Raw genomic sequence first — 17,306 nt, 5'->3', positions numbered from 1 at the left:
CAACGCCGCGTTGATCTGCCTGGCCCGCCGCCGCTGCGACGTCCTCTACGCCATGCTCCGCAACGGCACCCACTACCAACACCCCGCGCCCGCTGCGGCTTGACAACCACATAGGGACACCCCCCCCCCCGACAAATCCAGCGAATTCGGAGGAACACTTGATGAAGAGCTCCCTCGTGCGCCGCGGCGGACTGCTCGCCGCGGTCGTGGCGAGCGTCGTGCTCGCCGGCGCGGCCCCCGCTTCGGCGGCCCCCGGCGACGGGTCCGCGTACGGCGTCAAAGTCGACGTCAAGCTGCTCGGGCAGGACGCGGTGAAGGCCGGCCCGTTCGCGGCCGCGAACACCGCCGGCCCGACCAGCAGCAGCCTGGCGAAGGTCGACCTCACCGGCATCCTCACGGCCGGTGCGATCAACACCGAGGCGAAGCGGGACGAGGATTCCGGTGCGGTGACGGCGAAGGCGAGCACCGCCGACGTCACGCTGCCGCTGCTGAAGGCGGCGCTCGGCAACGTCGGCATCAAGCTCGTCGAAGCCGTCTGCACGGCGACGCAGAAGGGCGTCGAAGGCAGCACGAAACTGGTCGGCGCGGACCTCGGCAGCGTCGGCGCGGTCGACGCCACGCCGGCGGCGAACACGCAGATCAAGGTCGGCCTCGATGCGCTGAACGTCGCGACGATCATCCTGAACGAGCAGTTGAAGAACGCCGACGGCAGCCTCACCGTGAACGCCGTCCACGTGAAGCTGCTCGGCGGAGGCCTCAAGGCGCTCGGCTCGGGTGACGTGATCGTGTCGTCGGCGACCTGCGGCCCGGCCGCGCCGCCGATGCCGCTGGCGTCCGGTGCCGGGCTGTGGATCGGGCTCGGCCTGCTCGGCGCCGTCGCGCTGCCGGTCGGTACCCGGATCCTCCGCCGCCGTTCCGCGCAGGCCTGAGCGAGGTTCGGATGTACAAGATGCCGGGCGCCGGGGTCGGCGTGGCCGGTGGCGGGGTGGGCACCCTGGCCGCCACCGGGGCCGACATCGGGTGGTGGCTGGCCGTCGGCGTGCTCCTGGTCCTGCTCGGGACCGTCGCGCTGATCGCCGTCCACCGCCGCAACCGCCGTCTTTCCCAGGCGCGGGATTGAGAAGCGGGCCGCCGGCGTGTGCCCCTCGCACGCCGGCGGCCCCGCGGACGCGAACGCACAGTCCGGACACCCGACGACCGGTGGACGGAAAATTGCTGGACACTCGACTACGTGGAGAAGGGGCGTCCCCGGGTGGATGTGATGTTGCTGGCCGGCACCCGGCCGGAAGCCGTCAAGCTCGCGCCGCTGGCACTGACGCTGGCGGCCCACCCCGTGCTGCGCCCGGTGGTGGTCCACAGCGGCCAGCACCCGGGCATGGTGGAGCAGGCGTTGGAGCCGTTCGGCCTGACCGCCGACGTGTGGCTCGACGTGCCGCCGCGGGTCACCGGCGGCCAGGCGGAACTGGTGGCCGGGCTGCTGCCCGCGCTCGACGACGCCCTGCGACGGCACGCCCCGGCCGCGCTGGTCGTCCAGGGCGACACGACGACGACGCTCGCCGGCGCGCTGGCGGCGTTCTGGCTGGGCATCCCGGTGGTCCACCTGGAGGCCGGGCTGCGCACCCACGACCTGGCGGCGCCGTTCCCGGAGGAGGGCGCGCGGCAGATGGTGTCGCGGATAGCGGCGCTGCACCTGGCGCCAACGCTCGGCGCGGCGGCGGCGTTGCGTTCCGAAGGCGTTGCGCGGCAGCAGATCGCGGTCACCGGCAACACGGTCGTCGACGCGGTCCTGGAGATAGCCGCCCGCGACCTGCCGGCGCGCGACACGGCGCTGGCGTTGCTGGAGATGGAGCTGGCGGAGGCCGGCGAGCGGCTGGTGCTGGTGACCTCGCACCGGCGGGAGTCCTGGGGCGAGCCGCTGGAGCGGACGCTGGCGGCGGTGCAGCTGATCGTGGCCGAGCACCCGGACGTCCAGGTGCTGTTCCCGGCCCACCCGAACCCACAGGTCCGCGGCCAGGTGGAAGCGGCTTTGGCCGGCCTGCCCCGGGTGACGGTGACGGACCCGCTGGAGTACCCGGACCTGGTCCGCGCCCTGCGGCTGGCATCGCTGGTCCTGACGGATTCGGGCGGCATCCAGGAAGAGGCCCCGACCTTCGGCACGCCGGTGGTGGTGCTGCGAGAGGTGACCGAGCGAGCCGAGGTGGTGGCGGCCGGCTGCGCATGGCTGGCGGGCACCGACACCGAGCGCATCGCCGACACGGCAGCCCGCCTGCTACGCGGCGAGCTGCGCCCGGCACAGGTGGCAAACCCGTACGGCGAAGGGAATGCGGCGGCCTTGGCAGTCGCGGCGATCGAGGAACTCCTGGGCGTACGAGCGGCAACTCCGGCAGCGGCTTCGTAGCACGAGCCCGCCGAGGCAAAGGTCGGCGAGCCAAAAGCCAGCCAGGCAAAGACAGGCGGCAGCAGGCAACCCGGCGAACAAGGCATGCGGCAGCAGGCAAACCGGCGGCAAGACACGCGGCAGCAAACAGACCGCCAGACAAAGGCGTGCGGCAGCAAACAAACCGTCACACAAAGACTCGCGGCAGCAGACAAACCGGAGACGAAGGGACTCACACCCCCCGCAACCCCGATCCGAAGCCCCAACACGGCCGGCGGCGCCGGGTCAAGGCACGCTTTCCCGCCTTGACGCGGCACCGCCGGCCGTAGTCACAATCGGGCATCGGGGTAGCGGAGAAACCCCACGCAACTCACCTCACGACTAAAGCGAAACCACATTCACCGGCAAAGCCGGATTCGCACTGAAGTCCAGCGGAGCAGCCGGACGCTTCCCAGCCACCACGTGCGCACCAAGGGCAGCGATCATCGCGCCATTGTCCGTGCACAACCGCGGCCGCGGCACCCGCAGCTCAATGCCCGCAGCCGCGCAGCGCTCACCAGCCAGCACCTTCAGCCGCGAGTTCGCCGCCACACCACCGGAAATCACCATGGTGCCGATGCCCTGCTGCTTCGCCGCGCGGATCGCCTTCGCCGTCAGCACGTCCACGACCGCCTCCTGAAAAGAAGCGGCAACGTCGTCCACCGGGATGTCCTCACCACGCCGCTGCGCACCCTCGACCCACCGCGCGACCGCGGTCTTCAAGCCGGAGAACGAGAAGTCGAACGCGGCGTCCCGCGGACCCGTCATGCCGCGGGGGAACGCGATCGCCGCCGGGTTCCCGTTCTGCGCCGCCTTGTCGATCGGCGGCCCGCCCGGGTACGGCAGGCCGAGAACGCGCGCGACCTTGTCGTACGCCTCACCCGCGGCATCGTCCACTGTGGACCCCAGCTCGGTGATCCCCGACGCGATGTCGTCCACGCGCAGCAGCTGCGTGTGCCCGCCGGAAACCAGCAGCGCCAGGCACGGCGTGGGCAACGGCCCGTGCTGCAGCGTGTCCACCGCGATGTGCCCGGCCAGGTGGTTGACGCCGTAGAGCGGGACGTCCAGCGCCGTCGCGTACGCCTTCGCCGCCGAGACGCCGACGAGCAGCGCGCCCGCCAGGCCCGGTCCCGCCGTCACCGCGATGGCGTCCACATCGGACATCGACAGCCCGGCCTTTTCGAACGCCCGTGCCGTCGTCGGGACCATCGCTTCCAGGTGCGCGCGGCTGGCCACCTCGGGCACCACACCGCCGAAGCGGGCGTGCTGCTCGACGCTGGAGGCGACCTCGTCCGCCAGCAGCTCGACCGCGCCGTCGTCGTGCAGGCGGACCAGGCCGACGCCGGTCTCGTCGCACGAGCTCTCGATACCCATGATGATGCGTGCCATCAGCGCGCCACCCCGTCCCGCGTCCGCGCCGGGCGGACCATCGTGTACGCGTCGGCGCCGGAAGGCTGGTAGTAGCGCTTCCGGATGCCGAGCCGTTCGAAGCCGTGGCGCTCGTACAGGGCGAGCGCGGTGGTGTTGTCCGTGCGGACCTCGAGGAAGACCGGTGCCTCGAACTCGTCGGCCCGCGCCAGCAGCGCCCGCAGCAGCGCCTTGCCGATGCCCTGCCCCTGGTACTCGGGCGCGACGCCGATGGTGTGCACGGTCGCCTCGTATTCGCCGCGGCGGCGCCCGACGACGGCCAGCCCGGCGTAGCCGAGCAGCTCGTCGCCTTCGTCCGGCCGCGCGGCGAGGTAGAAGTTGCCGGCGTCCAGCTCCGAGTGGAAGGCGCGGGCGCTCCACGGGTCGTCGCCCGGGAAGAGGATCTGCTCGATCTCCACGCACCGGGCGATGTCCATGCGGCGCAGCGGCTCGAGTCTCACGAAGCGGTCACCCGTTTCGGCGCGGCCGGCTCGACGGCGTCCGGGCGGCGCAGGTACAGCGGCGTCAGCGGTCCGGGCGGTTCCTTCGCCAGCAACGCGGCCTGCGCCACCTTCACCAGCCCGGCGGGCGACGGGAACCGCGGCTCGATCGGCCGGACGCCGAGCGCGTCGGCGTACAGGAGGGCGCCGTCGCCGGCCGCCACCTTCACGTCGCTCTCGAGGTCGGCGGGCCGCTGGACGTGCGGGCCGTCGGTGCGCCGGCCCGCGGCGTCGTAGGCGGCCCAGTAGACCTCCCGGCGGCGGGCGTCGGTCAGCACGAGGAAAGCGTTGTCCCCGGGCGCGACTTCGGCGGCCAGCGCGTCGAGGCTGCAGACCGGGTACACCGGGATGCCGAGGGCGTGGCCGAACGCGGCGGCGGTGGCCATCCCGGCCCGCAGGCCGGTGAACGGCCCGGGGCCGACACCGGAAACGATCGCGTCGAGCTCCTTGAGCGTCACCCCGGCGGCCTCGGCGGCGGCCAGCGCGTGCGGCGTGATCAGCTCTCCGTGGGCACGGGGGTCGACCGTGACGCGCTCACCGCGCGTCTCGACCAAGCCGCCGTCCAGCGCGACGACGCCCGCGGTCACCGCCGGGGTCGAGGTATCGATCGCCAGTACCAACACGGTGTCCCAGCCTACGACCAGCGCGTTCGGCCGCTTGCTGCAGGGGAGGGATCCGCGCGGTAACGTGCTGATCGAGTCCGACACTGGGAGGTCCCCGCGGTGCCCGACCCCTTGTTCCCCACGCTCGTCGCCGGCGCCGCCAACGAAGCTCTGCGCTTCGGCGAGCACGCCCTGACCCACGACGACCTCGCCGCCGTCGCCGGCGGGCTCGCCCGCGAGCTGCCGCCCGGCCGGGTCGCGGTCTGGGCGACACCTACCCTGCACACGAGCGTCGCGGTCGTCGCCGCCCTGCTCGCCGGGGTGCCGGCGGTGCCGCTGAACCCGAAGATCGGCGAACGCGAGCTCGCGCACATCCTCGCCGACAGCGAACCGCAGCTGGTGCTCGCCGAACCCGGGGCCGAGCTGCCCGCCGGGCTGGCCGCACTGCCCCGCCGGGACGTCCCCCTGACCGGCGGGAAAGCGCCGATCCCGGTGGAGCCCGACCCGGAGTCCCCGGCCCTGATCGTCTACACCTCGGGCACCACCGGGCCGCCGAAGGGTGTCGTGCTCCCCCGCCGCGCGCTCGCGACCACGCTGGACGCCCTCGAGGACGCCTGGGGCTGGACCGCCGCCGACACCCTGGTGCACGCGCTGCCCCTGTTCCACGTGCACGGCCTGATCCTCGGCATCCTCGGCCCGCTGCGCCGCGGCGGGTCGGTGCGCCACCTCGGCCGGTTGTCGACCGAAGGCGTCGCCCGCGAACTCGCGAACGGCGCCACGATGCTGTTCGGCGTCCCGACGATGTACCACCGGATCGCCGGCGAAGTCGGCTCCGACCCCGCGCTGGCGGACGCGCTGAAGCGGGCGCGGCTGCTGGTCTCCGGGTCCGCGGCCCTGCCGGTGCACGACCACCAGCGCATCACCGCGGCGACCGGCCAGCAGGTCGTCGAGCGCTACGGCATGACCGAGACGCTGATGAACACCAGCGTCCGCGCCGACGGCGAGCGCAAGCCCGGCACGGTCGGCGTCCCGCTGCGGGGTGTCGAACTGCGGCTGGTCGGAGACGCCGGCGAAGTGATCGAAGACGTCGAAACCGTCGGCGAGATCCAGGTCCGCGGCCCGAACCTGTTCACCGAGTACCTCAACCGCCCGGACGCGACCGCGGCCGCGTTCGACGACGGCTGGTTCCGCACCGGCGACGTGGCCACGCGCGACGCCGACGGGTACGTCAAGATCGTCGGGCGCAAGGCGACCGACCTGATCAAGAGCGGCGGCTACAAGATCGGCGCGGGCGAGATCGAGAACGCGCTGCTCGAACACCCCGGCGTCGCCGAAGCCGCGGTCACCGGCGAACCGGACGACGACCTCGGCGAGCGGATCGTCGCGTGGATCGTGTCCGCCGGCGAGCCACCGGCCGCCGGGGAACTCGCCGACCACGTCGCGAAGCTGCTCGCGCCGCACAAGCGCCCGCGGGTCGTCCACTACCTGGATGCGTTGCCCCGCAACGACATGGGCAAGGTCATGAAGCGGGCGCTCGGTGCCTAGGCCGCCGGCGCGCGAGGTCGTCGGCGCGATCGCGAACGGGTTCACCGAGTTCCCGACGCCGCTGCGCGAGGAGCCGGCCGACGGCCCGATCGGCTGGCCGGGTTACCGGGAAGCGCGTTCCGCGGCGGAAACGCGCACCGGCGAGAAGGAGTCGGTCGTCTGCGGGACGGCGAAGATCGGTGACGTCGAAGCCGTGCTGATCGCCTTCGAGTTCGGGTTCCTCGGCGGTTCGCTCGGGCAGCGCACCGGCGACCGGATCGAAGCGGCCTTCGCGCACGCCCGCGACGCGCGGCTGCCCGTGGTGTCGCTGGTCGCGACCGGCGGCAGCCGCATGCAGCAGGGCATGCGCGCGCTGATGCAGCTGCAGCGGGTGGCGCGGGCGGCGGCGTTGACGCGGTCGGTCGGCATCCCCCTGATCGCGGTGCTGCGCGACCCGACGACCGGCGGCGGCTGGGCGACGCTCGGCGCGGGCGCCGACGTCGTCCTCGCGCTGCCGGAGGCGCAGGTCGGCTTCGCGGGCTCGCGGGTGCGCCCGCCCGAAGCGCCGGAGGCGTACACCGCGGAGGCGCACTTCGAGTGGGGTCAGGTCGACGCCGTCGTCGCACCGGACGAACTCGGACCGGCGCTGGAACGGTGGCTGCGGCTGCTGACCGCGCGTTCCTCGGCCGCGGCCCCGCCGCCGACGGCGCTGCGGGCCGTTTCCCTGCCGTCGACGGGCTGGGAAGCGGTGCAGGCGGCGCGGTCACCATCGCGGCCCCGGGCCGCGGAGTACCTCGACGCGTACTTCGGCTGGCGCCAGGACATCAGCGGCGACCGCGTCGGCGGCGCGGACCCCGGGGTCGCGTGCGGCTTCGGCTGGCGCGACGGGCGGACGATCGCCTACGCGGCCCAGTGCGGCACGCCGACGTTGCCGTCGGGGTTCCGGACGGCGGCCCGGCTGGTCCGGCTGGCCTCCCGGCTGGGCATCCCGGTGCTGACGCTGGTCGACACCCCGGGCGCGGCGAACGACGCGGCGGCCGAGCAGGCCGGCGTGGGCGGCGCGATCGCGGAGCTGTTCGAGGCGGTGGCGACGGCGTCGGTCCCGGTGACGACGCTGGTGATCGGCGAAGGCGGCTCGGGCGGCGCACTGGCGTTCGCCGCGGCCGGCTCGACGTGGGTCGCGCCGGACGCGTACTTCTCGGTCACGTCCCCGGAAGCCGCGGCGGCGATCCTCAAGCGCCCGGCGGCCGAGGTGCCGGACATCGCCAACCGGCTGCACCTGCGGCCGCAGGACCTGGTGGACCTGGGCGTGGCGCGGGCGGTGATCAAGCCGTCGTGAGCTCCGGGACGCGGTCGGCCCAGGTGCCGTGCGGCTCCAGGGTGATCTCGCGGACGTCGTCCTCGCGGCGGTCCAGGCGGACCACCAGGTAGTCGTCCGACAGCCGCTCCGCCGAACCCTCGCCCCACTCGACCACGATCGCCGAACGCTCGAGGTCGGTGTCCAGGTCCAGGTCGTCGAGCTGCGAGAGGTCGCCGCCTAGCCGGTAGGCGTCCACGTGCACCAGGGGGACGCCGAGCGCGCCCGCCGGGTGGACGCGGGCCAGGACGAACGTCGGGCTGCTCACGCGGCCGCCGACGCCGAGGCCGTCCGCGATGCCGCGGGTCAGCGTCGTCTTGCCCGCGCCGAGCGGACCGGCCAGCAGGACCAGGTCGCCCGCGCGCAGGACGCGGCCGAGGGCCCGGCCGAAGTCCATCGTCGTTTCGGGGGTCGGGAACACCATGCTCAACGCTGCCACCACCAGGTTCGCCGGGACGAGGGCACGCCGTCCGCACCGGAACAGCGTTGCAGGAGATCGATCAGCTGGCTGTTCACCAGCTCGGGCTGCTCGAGCTGGACCATGTGGCCGGCGCCGCGGACGCGCACCAGCTCCGCGTCGGGCAGCTCGGCCGCGATCCGTTCGGCGTGCGAGAACGGCGTGAACCGGTCCGAATCACCGCCGATGACCAGCACTTCCGCGTGCTTGAGGCCCGCCAGGGCGGCGCAGCGGTTGTGGCTGCCGAGCGTGTCGACGAAGTTGACGAGCCCGCGCACCGGCGTCACTTCGAGCATCTCGAGCATGAAGTCGACGAGCCGCGGGGCGACGTCCCGGCTGCCGAACGCCAGCCGGCGCACGGCTTGGCGCGTCAGCTGGCCGCCCGCGGCGCGCACGAACTCCACCAGCCCGGGCTGCCAGCCCGCGAGACCGCCCGCGGCCCGCGTCAGCGGGTTGTACTTCGAGAGCAGCGAACGGGGCAACCCGCGTGCGCCGACTTCGCCCGCGGCCGTCGCGATGAAGGCGACGCCGTTGATGCGGTCCTCGAAGAGCGACGGGAACTCGGCGGCCAGCTCCATGATCACCATGCCGCCCATCGAGTGCCCCATCAGCACGATGGGCCCTTCCGGCACCACGGACCGCAGCACCACGTCCAGGTCCCGGGCCAGCTGTTCGATGGTCGACGTCTCGGCCGAAGCCGCGCCGGACAGCCCGTGGCCGCGGTGGTCGTAGTACACCTGACGCACGCGCGGCAGCGTCAAGGAAGCCAGGTCGCGACGCTGGAAGTGCCAGCAGCGCCGCGAAAGCGCGAAGCCGTGCACCCCCACCACGGTCAGTTCCGGTTCGCCGCCGTCTTCCGGGTCGATCTCCTCGACCGAAAGCGGCGTGCCGTCCTCGGCCGCGACCGTCGAAGTGCGGTCGGGCTTCAGCTCCCCCAGCGGCTCGTCCACGTACGGATCCTCTGTGTGCCGCCGTTGCTGCGCGGCAACGGCGAAGGCGGCGGCGGCGGTTCCGGTGGCCAGGGCCCCGACCCCGCCGGCGATGGCCAGCAGCCGGCGTGACGGTGTCACGGCCGTTCCCCCCGGTACCGGCGCCGCACGCGCGGCCGGTACATCGAGGTGACGATCTCGTAGTCGATGGTGCCCAGCTCGTCGGCCCACTCCCGGGCGGTCGGCTCGCCGTGCGTGCCAGCGCCGAACAGGACGACCTCGTCGCCGACGGCCGGCTCGTCGTCCCCGCAGTCGACCACCAGCTGGTCCATGCAGATCCGCCCGGCGACCGGCCGTCGCTGCCCGCCGAGCCACACGTCCATCCGCCCGGACAGCGACCGCGGGACACCGTCGGCGTACCCGGCCGGGACGAGCGCCAGTGTCGTGTCCCGCTCCGCGGTCCAGGTGTGCCCGTAGGACACCGATTCCCCGGCTTCGATCCGCTTGACCAGCGCGACCGCGGACCGGAACGTCATGGCCGGGCGCAGGTCTTCGGGCTGTGGCACCGGGTTGAGCCCGTACATCGCGATGCCCGGGCGCACGACGTCGAAGTGCAGGTCCGGCCGGGTCAGCAGGGCCGCGGAGTTCGCCAGGTGCCGCATCGGGTCGAGCCCGGCGGCACGCGCGGTGTCGTAGGCCTCGGCGAAGCGCCTGGCCTGCAGGTCGATCGACGGGTGCCCCGGCTCGTCGGCGCAGGCCAGGTGGGACCAGATCGCGACGACCTCGACCCGCGGTTCCGCGGCCGCCGCTTCGACCAGCTCGGCCCAGGCGGACGGCGGGCAGCCGTTGCGCGAAAGCCCGGTGTCGATTTTGAGGTGCACACGGGCTTGAGTACCCGGTTTCGCCGCGGCCGCGATGCGGTGAAGCTCACCCAGCGAGCTGGCCGCGAGGTCGATGTCCCGCTCGACGCCCGGCGCGAAGTCGACGTCCGGGGTGTCCAGCCAGCTGAACAGCCGGGTGGTGATCCCGGCGTCCCGGAGGGCGAGGGCTTCGCCGAGCGAGCAGGTGCCCAGCCAGGACGCCCCGGCCTCGACCGCGGCGCGCACCACCGGCAGCGCGCCGTGGCCGTAGGCGTCGGCCTTCACCACGGCCATCACCTCGGCGCCGGGCGCGCGGGCGCCCAGCAGGGTGAGGTTGTGGCGGATCGCGTCGAGGTCGATGTCGACCTGCGCCCGGGGGAAACTGGAGGTCATAACGCCTCCAGTTTCCCATGACCCGAGGTCAGGGCAGGCGCGCCCCGGTGGTGGCGGAGAACACGTGCAGCTCGTCCGGGCGGATCCGCAGGTGGACCGTGTCGCCCATGGCGGGCGGCGTGCGCGGGTCGACGCGGGCGACGACGTTGGACTTCGTGCCTTCGGCGTCGGTCTCGGCGAGCTTGCCGTAGACGTAGGCGTCCGAGCCGAGCTCCTCGACCAGGTCGACCTTGATCGGCACCGAGTCCGGGCCCTCGCTGACCACTTCCAGTGACTCCGGCCGGAAGCCGAGGGTCACCGTGTCGCCGTCGGCGGCCTGGATGACCTCGCGGGTCAGCCGCACGCTGCCGCCGCCCAGCTCGGCGCCGTCGGCCGTCAGCTTCGCGGTGACGAGGTTCATCGCCGGGGAGCCGATGAAGCCCGCGACGAAAGCGTTTGCGGGCCGGTCGTAGAGGGCGCGCGGGGTGTCGCACTGCTGCAGCAGGCCGTCCGACAGCACGGCGACGCGGTCACCCATCGTCATGGCCTCGACCTGGTCGTGCGTGACGTACACGGTGGTGACGCCGAGGCGGCGCTGGAGCGCGGCGATCTGCGTGCGCGTCGACACCCGGAGCTTGGCGTCGAGGTTCGACAGCGGCTCGTCCATCAGGAAGACCTGCGGCTCGCGGACGATCGCGCGGCCCATCGCGACGCGCTGGCGCTGGCCGCCGGAGAGCGCTTTCGGCTTGCGGTCGAGGTACTGCTCGATGTCGAGCAGCTTGGCCGCTTCGAGAACCTTCTGCTTGATCTCGGACGCGGGGCGACCGGCGATCTTCAGCGCGAAGCCCATGTTCTGGGCGACCGTCATGTGCGGGTACAGCGCGTAGTTCTGGAACACCATCGCGATGTCGCGCGAACGCGGCGGCAGCTGGGTGACGTCGCGGTCGCCGATCCAGACGGCGCCGTCGTCGATGTCCTCGAGGCCGGCCAGCATGCGCAGGCTCGTCGACTTGCCGCAGCCGGACGGGCCGACCAGCACGAGGAACTCGCCGTCGGCGATCTCCAGGTCCAGCGCGTCGACCGCGGGGCGCTCGGCGCCCGGGTAGCGCCGGGTCGCCTTGTCGTAGGTGATGGAAGCCATCGGTCAGTCCTCTCCAAGATTCTGCCGGACCCCGTACGCCGCTTCGCGGGCTTCGAGGTGGCGCTGCTGGATCCGGTGGCCCTCGGCGCGCTGCGCCTCGGTCGGCTCGTCCAGCTCGAGCCGGAGCTTCTGGTTTTCCTGCCAGGACGGGGGTTCCGCACTGGAAGACAGCGTCGACGAGGACAGCGCCCACGCCGCCTGGCGTGCCGCGCCCAGCGCGACGTACTCGGCGACCTCGGGCAGCTGCACGGGCACGCCGAACACCAGCGGCGCGACCGCGCGGACGGCCCGCGACTGCGCGCCGCCGCCGATCAGCAGCACGCGCCGGACGTCGAGGCCGTGCGCGCGCACCGCGTCGAGGCCCGCGGCCAGGCCGCACAGCATGCCCTCGACGGCGCTGCGGGCGAGGTTCTCCGGGGTCATGTTGTCCCGGGTCAGCCCGGCCAGGGAGCCGGTGGCGCCGGGCAGGTTCGGGGTGCGCTCGCCGTCGAGGTACGGCAGGAACGTCAGGCCGCCCGCGCCGGGTCCGGCGGCCAGGGCGAGCCGGTCGAACTCGCTGAGCGTCGCGCCGAGCATCGCGGCCGTCGCGGTGAGGACGCGGGCGGCGTTGAGCGTGCAGGCGAGCGGGAGGAAGCGGCCGGTGGCGTCGGCGAACCCGGCGACGTCGCCGCTGACGTCGGCCGCGCCGGTCTCGGCGACGCCGAACACGGTGCCGCTGGTACCGAGCGAGACGACCGCGTCACCGGGCTTGAGTTCCAGCCCGAGCGCCGCGGCCATGTTGTCGCCCGTGCCTGCCGAGACCAGCACGCCGTCCGGGGTGTGGCCGGCGGCGTCGGCCGGGCCGAGCACGGTCGGCAGCTCCGGCGTCCGGCCGCCGAAGGCGTGGCTCAGGACGTCGAGGCGGTAGGCGTTGTCGGTCGGCGAGAAGTAGCCGGTGCCGGAGGCGTCACCGCGGTCGGTGACCGGGTCGCCGCCGGTGAGCTTCCAGGTCAGCCAGTCGTGCGGCAGCAGCACGCGCGCGACGCGGTCGGCGAGCTTGGGCTCGTTCTCGGCCAGCCAGCGCAGCTTCGTGACGGTGAAGCTCGCGACCGGCACCGAGCCGACGGACTTCGCCCAGGCGGCCGGGCCGCCGAGCTCCTCGATCAGGTCGAGCGCCGCCTGCGCGGAGCGGGTGTCGTTCCACAGCAGCGCGGGCCGGACCACGTCGTTGTTTTCGTCCAGCGTGACCATGCCGTGCTGCTGCCCGCCGACGCCGATGGCCTTGACGCCGTCGAGCACGCCGTTCGTGGCGGTCCGGAACGCCTCCCACCAGGCGGCGGGGTCGACCTCGGTGCCGTCGGGGTGCGGCGCGCGGCCGGTGCGGACGATTTCGCCGGTTTTCGCGTCACACACGACGACCTTGGTCGACTGGGTGGACGAGTCGATGCCGGCGACCAGTTCAGCTGTCATAGGGCTGCCCCTCTGCGACGTGTTCGACGATCTCGATCGCGGACCCCGCGTTCAGCGCGGCCTCGATCTCCTCGGTGGGCGTGAGCTGGCCCGTGATCAGCAGGTCGTAGTCGCCGACGTCACCGTGCGCGTAGGTGGCGGTGCGGCCGAACTTCGAGTGGTCGACGACGAGGACGCTCTGGTTCGCGACCTTGAGCGCGGCCTTCTTGAGCTCGGCGTAGTCGCGGTCGGGGTGGAACAGCCGGCCGACGGCGACCGCGGTGACCGAGACGAACGAGACGTCGGCGCGGATCGAGTCGAGCAGGTCGAGCACCTCGGGACCGGCGCAGGAGTCGTACTCGTGGCTGTAGCGGCCGCCGGCGAGGACGACCTCGACCTTGGGCCCCAGCAGCCGGGCCGCGTGCAGCGAGTTGGTGACGACGGTGAGGGCGTCGATCTCGGCCAGCCGCTTGACCAGCGGGAGCAGCGTGGTGGAGTCGTCGACGAACACGGTCTGGCCGGGCTGGACGTGGTTCGCGGCCGCCTGGCCGAGCGCGTCCTTTTCGCCGTGGTGGAGCGTGTCGCGGAAGCGGGCGGCGCTCTCGATGGTGAGCGCGGGGTAGGCCTCGACCTTGCCGCGCAGCTTGCGCAGGAGCCGGCGTTCGGCCAGGTCGTCGAGGTCGCGGTGCATGGTCATCAGGCTGACCTTGAACTTCGACGTCAGGTCGTCGATCCGGACCTCGCCCTGCTCGATGACGTGGTCGAGGATGTCCTGCCGCCGCTGCTCGACGACGGCATCGGACGGCCGGGTCTTCCGGTCTCCGGGTGCTGTGCCGCCGCTCACACGGCATTCTTACCAGATCCGATGCGCGAAGTTAACAGGAAACTCGATAAGTCTTCTCAGGACGTTAGCGAGCGGATCGAGCGGATGGCCTCCGGGATCGCGTGGACCAGCCCGGACGCCGAGGTCGGGGCGTTCTGGGCGGCGATCGCGCCCGCCAGCGAGTGGACGTGGGCCGCGGCCGCCGCCGCCAGCCAGGGGTCCAGGCCGGCCGCCAGCAGGGCGCCGACCAGGCCGGAGAGGACGTCGCCCGAGCCCGCCGTCGCCAGCCAGGCGCCGTGCGGGGTGTTCACCGCGACCCGGCCGTCCGGGGCCGCGATCACCGTGCAGTGGCCCTTCAGCAGCACCACCGCGTTGTACTTCTTCGCCGCTTCGCGGGCCGCCGTCACCCGGTCCGGACCGGGCTTGCGGCCCATCAGGCGCTCGTACTCGCCCGCGTGCGGGGTCAGGACCAGCGGGGTGTCCGGGTCGCGGGCGTCGAGGACGTCCGGGGTCTTCGCGATGATCGTCGTCGCGTCGGCGTCCGCGCAGACCGGGACGCCCTGGCCGAGGACGTGCCGAAGGACGTCCCGTCCGTCCGAGCCGGTGCCGATGCCGGGGCCGACCGCCCACGCCTGGACGCGCCCGGCGTCCGCGACCGTGCCGGTCGCGATGATTTCCGGCCACTGCGCCCGGACGACGTCGGCCGCGTGCCCCGCGTAGCGGACCAGGCCCGAGGTCGCGCGCACCGCCGAACCCGAGGCCAGCACCGCCGCGCCCGGGTACGTCGCCGAGCCCGCCGCGATGCCGACGACACCCTGGCTGTACTTGTCGTCCTCCGGCCCGGGCACCGGCCAGGCGGCGGCGACGTCGACGATGTCCAGGCGCTGGAGGTCGGGCTTGTCGAGCTCGAGGCCGATGTCGACGAGGACGACCTCGCCGCAGTGGGCGGGCGCGAGCGCGTGCACCGGCTTGAGCGCGCCGAACGTGACGGTTCTGGCCGCCTGCACCGCGGGGCCGTCGGCCGCGCCGGTGTCCGGGTCGACGCCGCTGGGCAGGTCGACCGCGACGATCGGGGCTTCGACCAGCTCGACCAGCCGGGCCGCGTCCGGGCGCAGCGGGCCGCGTCCCGAGATGCCGACGATCCCGTCGACGACGACGTCGGCCCGCGCGATCCACTGTGGACCGTCCTCGGCGGACACCGCCCGGCCGCCGGCCCGCTTGAGCGCCTCGAGACCTTTTGCGTGGACCTTCGCGGGGTTGAGCAGGACCGCCGTGACGGCCACTCCGCGGCGGCGCAGGAACGCCCCGGCCCAGAGCGCGTCACCGCCGTTGTCGCCCGAGCCCACCAGGAGCACGACCCGGCGGCCGGACACCCCGCCGACGTGGTCTTCGAGGAAGTCCGCGAGCTGCACGGCGAGCCCGAAGGACGCTCGCCGCATCAGCTCGCCCTCGGGCGTGACGGCGAACGCCCGCGCCTCCGCCTCGCGAATCCGTTCCGTGGTCCAGATTCCCTGCACGGCGGGGCCTCCCGCGATTACTCGACTGTGACGGACTTCGCCAGGTTACGCGGCTTGTCGACGTCGTACCCGCGGGCGCGGGCGATCTCCGCGGCCAGCACCTGCAGCGGCACGGTGGACACCAGCGGCTGCAGCAGCGTCGGCACCGCGGGGACCTCGATGAGCTCGTCGGCGAACGGCCGGACCGTCTCGTCGCCCTCTTCGGCGATCACGATCGTGCGGGCGCCGCGGGCCTGGATCTCGCTGATGTTCGACACGAGCTTCGAGTGCAGCACCGCGCGGCCCTTGGGCGAGGGCATCACGACGACGACCGGCAGGCCCTCTTCGATCAGCGCGATCGGCCCGTGCTTCAGCTCGCCGGCCGCGAAGCCCTCGGCGTGCATGTACGCGAGTTCCTTGAGCTTCAGCGCGCCTTCGAGGGCGACCGGGAACCCGACGTGCCTGCCGAGGAAGAGCACGGCTTTCGAGTCCGCGATCCGGCGGCCGATGTCGCGCACCTGGTCCACAGTGGACAGTACCTTCTGGACGGCCGCGGGCATGGCCTCCAGCTCGGCGAACTCGCGGGCGACCTCGTCCGGGTACTTCGTGCCGCGGGCCTGCGCCAGCGCCAGTCCGACCAGGTAGTTGGCCGCGATCTGGGCGAGGAACGCCTTGGTCGACGCGACGCCGATCTCGGGCCCGGCGTGCGTGTACAGCACGGCGTCGGACTCGCGCGGGATCTGCGCGCCGTTGGTGTTGCAGACGGCCAGGACGCGGGCCTTCTGCTCGCGGGCGTGCCGGACGGCTTCGAGCGTGTCCGCCGTCTCGCCGGACTGGGAGACGGCGACGACGAGCGTGTCGCGGTCCAGCACCGGGTCGCGGTAGCGGAACTCGCTCGCCAGCTCGACCTCGACCGGCAGCCGCGTCCAGTGCTCGATGGCGTACTTGGCGACCACCCCGGAGTGGTAGGCCGAGCCGCAGGCGACGACGAAGACCTTGTCGACGTCGCGCAGGTCCTGGTCGGAGATGCGCTGCTCGTCGAGGATGATCCGGCCGGACTCGAAGTGCCCGCGCAGCGTGTTGGCCAGCGCTTCGGGCTGCTCCTCGATCTCCTTGAGCATGAAGTACTCGTGGCCGCCCTTCTCGGCGGCGGAGAGGTCCCAGTCCACGGTGAACGGCTTGGCCTGGGCGGCGTCGCCGTGGAAGTCCAGGACCTCGTAGCCCTCGCGGGTGATGACGACGAGCTGGTCCTGCCCGAGTTCGACGGCCTCGCGGGTGTGCTCGATGAAGGCGGCGACGTCGGAGGCGACGAAGTGCTCGCCTTCGCCGACCCCGACGACCAGCGGCGACGACCGGCGCGCGGCCACGATCGTGTCCGGGTGGTCGGCGTGCGTCACGACGAGGGTGAACGCGCCTTCGAGACGGCGGCAGACGGCGGCGACGCTCGCGGTCAGGTCGCCCTTGGTGTCGCCTTCGGTGTACGCGCGGGCCACCAGGTGGGCGGCGGTCTCGGTGTCGGTGTCGCTGGCCATCTCGACGCCGTCGGCTTCCAGCTCGGCGCGGAGGGCGGCGAAGTTCTCGATGATGCCGTTGTGCACGACGGCGACGCGCCGGGAGGCGTCCCGGTGCGGGTGCGAGTTGCGGTCGACCGGCGCGCCGTGGGTGGCCCAGCGGGTGTGCCCCATGCCGGCGGTGCCGCCGAAGTGCTCGCGGCCGACCTCGTCGAGCCGGGCTTCCAGGTTGGCCAGCCGCCCCGCCTTGCGCTCGACGGTCAGCGCACCGGCGCCGTCGAGGACCGCGACCCCGGCCGAGTCGTAACCGCGGTACTCCATGCGCCGGAGCCCGCCGAGGACGACGTCCAGAGCCGGGCGGTGCCCGACATATCCCACGATTCCACACACGCACACCAGCCTAACGAGGGACATTCAGCGGGTTGACGGGGTCCGCGAACCACCCCCGACCTGCGCGAACAACCTCGCGGTGGTTCGAACCAA

At 73.0% G+C, this 17,306-nt stretch carries 16 protein-coding genes; 5 read left to right on the top strand and 11 right to left on the bottom strand.

The features are described 5' to 3' along the window. Nucleotides 1-161 precede the first annotated feature (161 nt). From ACLJPY_RS39425 to wecB, 3 genes are all read left to right on the top strand, one after another. A complete protein-coding gene (locus ACLJPY_RS39425; RefSeq protein WP_410596058.1) occupies nucleotides 162-929 on the top strand; it encodes a choice-of-anchor P family protein in 768 nt (255 codons plus the stop codon). A gap of 11 nt (nucleotides 930-940) precedes the next feature. Then, complete coding sequence (locus tag ACLJPY_RS39420) at nucleotides 941-1,120, top strand: LPXTG cell wall anchor domain-containing protein (RefSeq protein ID WP_247015003.1); 180 nt, start codon at nucleotides 941-943, stop codon at nucleotides 1,118-1,120. Nucleotides 1,121-1,252: 132 nt separating this feature from the next. After that, nucleotides 1,253-2,398 carry a non-hydrolyzing UDP-N-acetylglucosamine 2-epimerase gene (wecB, locus tag ACLJPY_RS39415; RefSeq protein WP_410596057.1) on the top strand — a complete coding sequence of 382 codons (1,146 nt, stop codon included), beginning with the start codon at nucleotides 1,253-1,255 and terminating at the stop codon, nucleotides 2,396-2,398. A 360-nt stretch (nucleotides 2,399-2,758) separates the two neighbouring features. Here the strand turns inward: wecB and tsaD are convergent, their stop codons facing one another. The 3 genes from tsaD to tsaB are packed head-to-tail and all read right to left on the bottom strand — an operon-like array spanning nucleotide 2,759 to nucleotide 4,946. Next, nucleotides 2,759-3,805, bottom strand: coding sequence for a tRNA (adenosine(37)-N6)-threonylcarbamoyltransferase complex transferase subunit TsaD (tsaD, locus tag ACLJPY_RS39410; RefSeq protein ID WP_410596056.1), 1,047 nt, complete (start codon nucleotides 3,803-3,805; stop codon nucleotides 2,759-2,761). Next, nucleotides 3,805-4,284 (bottom strand): ribosomal protein S18-alanine N-acetyltransferase, encoded by a 480-nt coding sequence (rimI, locus tag ACLJPY_RS39405; protein ID WP_410596055.1) that lies wholly within the window; start codon nucleotides 4,282-4,284, stop codon nucleotides 3,805-3,807. The genes tsaD and rimI overlap by 1 nt, the downstream gene beginning before the upstream one ends. After that, entirely contained in the window at nucleotides 4,281-4,946 is a 666-nt protein-coding gene (gene tsaB, locus ACLJPY_RS39400) for a tRNA (adenosine(37)-N6)-threonylcarbamoyltransferase complex dimerization subunit type 1 TsaB (RefSeq protein WP_410596054.1), read from the bottom strand. Before tsaB ends, rimI begins: the two co-directional genes overlap by 4 nt. Nucleotides 4,947-5,045: 99 nt before the next feature. On the opposite strand from tsaB, the gene ACLJPY_RS39395 reads away from it, so the two are divergent. Together ACLJPY_RS39395 and ACLJPY_RS39390 are read left to right on the top strand one after the other, a co-directional pair. Further along, complete coding sequence (locus ACLJPY_RS39395; protein WP_410596053.1) at nucleotides 5,046-6,470, top strand: acyl-CoA synthetase; 1,425 nt, start codon at nucleotides 5,046-5,048, stop codon at nucleotides 6,468-6,470. Further along, on the top strand, nucleotides 6,463-7,788 hold the full coding sequence (locus ACLJPY_RS39390; protein WP_410596052.1) for a carboxyl transferase domain-containing protein: 1,326 nt from the start codon (nucleotides 6,463-6,465) through the stop codon (nucleotides 7,786-7,788). Before ACLJPY_RS39395 ends, ACLJPY_RS39390 begins: the two co-directional genes overlap by 8 nt. Here the strand turns inward: ACLJPY_RS39390 and tsaE are convergent. Genes tsaE through glmS form a run of 8 tightly spaced genes read right to left on the bottom strand, consistent with a single transcriptional unit; the run spans nucleotide 7,775 to nucleotide 17,213 of the window. Continuing rightward, nucleotides 7,775-8,236, bottom strand: coding sequence for a tRNA (adenosine(37)-N6)-threonylcarbamoyltransferase complex ATPase subunit type 1 TsaE (tsaE, locus tag ACLJPY_RS39385; protein ID WP_410596051.1), 462 nt, complete (start codon nucleotides 8,234-8,236; stop codon nucleotides 7,775-7,777). The two genes, ACLJPY_RS39390 and tsaE, sit on opposite strands and share 14 nt — an antisense overlap. Then, nucleotides 8,233-9,333, bottom strand: coding sequence for an alpha/beta fold hydrolase (locus ACLJPY_RS39380; protein ID WP_410596050.1), 1,101 nt, complete (start codon nucleotides 9,331-9,333; stop codon nucleotides 8,233-8,235). Before ACLJPY_RS39380 ends, tsaE begins: the two co-directional genes overlap by 4 nt. After that, entirely contained in the window at nucleotides 9,330-10,445 is a 1,116-nt protein-coding gene (gene alr / locus ACLJPY_RS39375; RefSeq protein WP_410596049.1) for an alanine racemase, read from the bottom strand. Before alr ends, ACLJPY_RS39380 begins: the two co-directional genes overlap by 4 nt. A 28-nt stretch (nucleotides 10,446-10,473) precedes the next feature. Continuing rightward, nucleotides 10,474-11,565, bottom strand: a complete 1,092-nt coding sequence (locus ACLJPY_RS39370) for an ABC transporter ATP-binding protein (RefSeq protein WP_410596048.1) — start codon at nucleotides 11,563-11,565, stop codon at nucleotides 10,474-10,476. Between the two features lie 3 nt (nucleotides 11,566-11,568). Then, a complete protein-coding gene (xylB, locus tag ACLJPY_RS39365) occupies nucleotides 11,569-13,014 on the bottom strand; it encodes a xylulokinase (protein WP_410596047.1) in 1,446 nt (481 codons plus the stop codon). Further along, nucleotides 13,004-13,837, bottom strand: coding sequence for a DeoR/GlpR family DNA-binding transcription regulator (locus ACLJPY_RS39360; protein ID WP_410596046.1), 834 nt, complete (start codon nucleotides 13,835-13,837; stop codon nucleotides 13,004-13,006). Before ACLJPY_RS39360 ends, xylB begins: the two co-directional genes overlap by 11 nt. Nucleotides 13,838-13,893: 56 nt before the next feature. Further along, on the bottom strand, nucleotides 13,894-15,333 hold the full coding sequence (locus ACLJPY_RS39355; RefSeq protein WP_410596045.1) for an NAD(P)H-hydrate dehydratase: 1,440 nt from the start codon (nucleotides 15,331-15,333) through the stop codon (nucleotides 13,894-13,896). Nucleotides 15,334-15,350: 17 nt separating this feature from the next. Next, on the bottom strand, nucleotides 15,351-17,213 hold the full coding sequence (gene glmS, locus ACLJPY_RS39350; protein WP_410596044.1) for a glutamine--fructose-6-phosphate transaminase (isomerizing): 1,863 nt from the start codon (nucleotides 17,211-17,213) through the stop codon (nucleotides 15,351-15,353). Nucleotides 17,214-17,306 lie beyond the last annotated feature (93 nt).

The organism is Amycolatopsis sp. lyj-23, assembly GCF_046549135.1.
In the GTDB taxonomy this organism is placed as follows: Bacteria; Actinomycetota; Actinomycetes; order Mycobacteriales; family Pseudonocardiaceae; genus Amycolatopsis.
This window is presented reverse-complemented; position numbering and strand designations above follow the sequence as displayed.

What these genes read in the sequence shown, in the direction of transcription:
- ACLJPY_RS39425 (WP_410596058.1), top strand. Translation starts at nt 162, where the DNA reads ATGAAGAGCTCCCTCGTGCGCCGCGGCGGACTGCTCGCCGCGGTCGTG.
- ACLJPY_RS39420 (WP_247015003.1), top strand. Translation starts at nt 941, where the DNA reads ATGTACAAGATGCCGGGCGCCGGGGTCGGCGTGGCCGGTGGCGGGGTG.
- tsaD (WP_410596056.1), bottom strand. Translation starts at nt 3,805, where the DNA reads ATGGCACGCATCATCATGGGTATCGAGAGCTCGTGCGACGAGACCGGC.
- alr (WP_410596049.1), bottom strand. Translation starts at nt 10,445, where the DNA reads ATGACCTCCAGTTTCCCCCGGGCGCAGGTCGACATCGACCTCGACGCG.
- ACLJPY_RS39370 (WP_410596048.1), bottom strand. Translation starts at nt 11,565, where the DNA reads ATGGCTTCCATCACCTACGACAAGGCGACCCGGCGCTACCCGGGCGCC.
- xylB (WP_410596047.1), bottom strand. Translation starts at nt 13,014, where the DNA reads ATGACAGCTGAACTGGTCGCCGGCATCGACTCGTCCACCCAGTCGACC.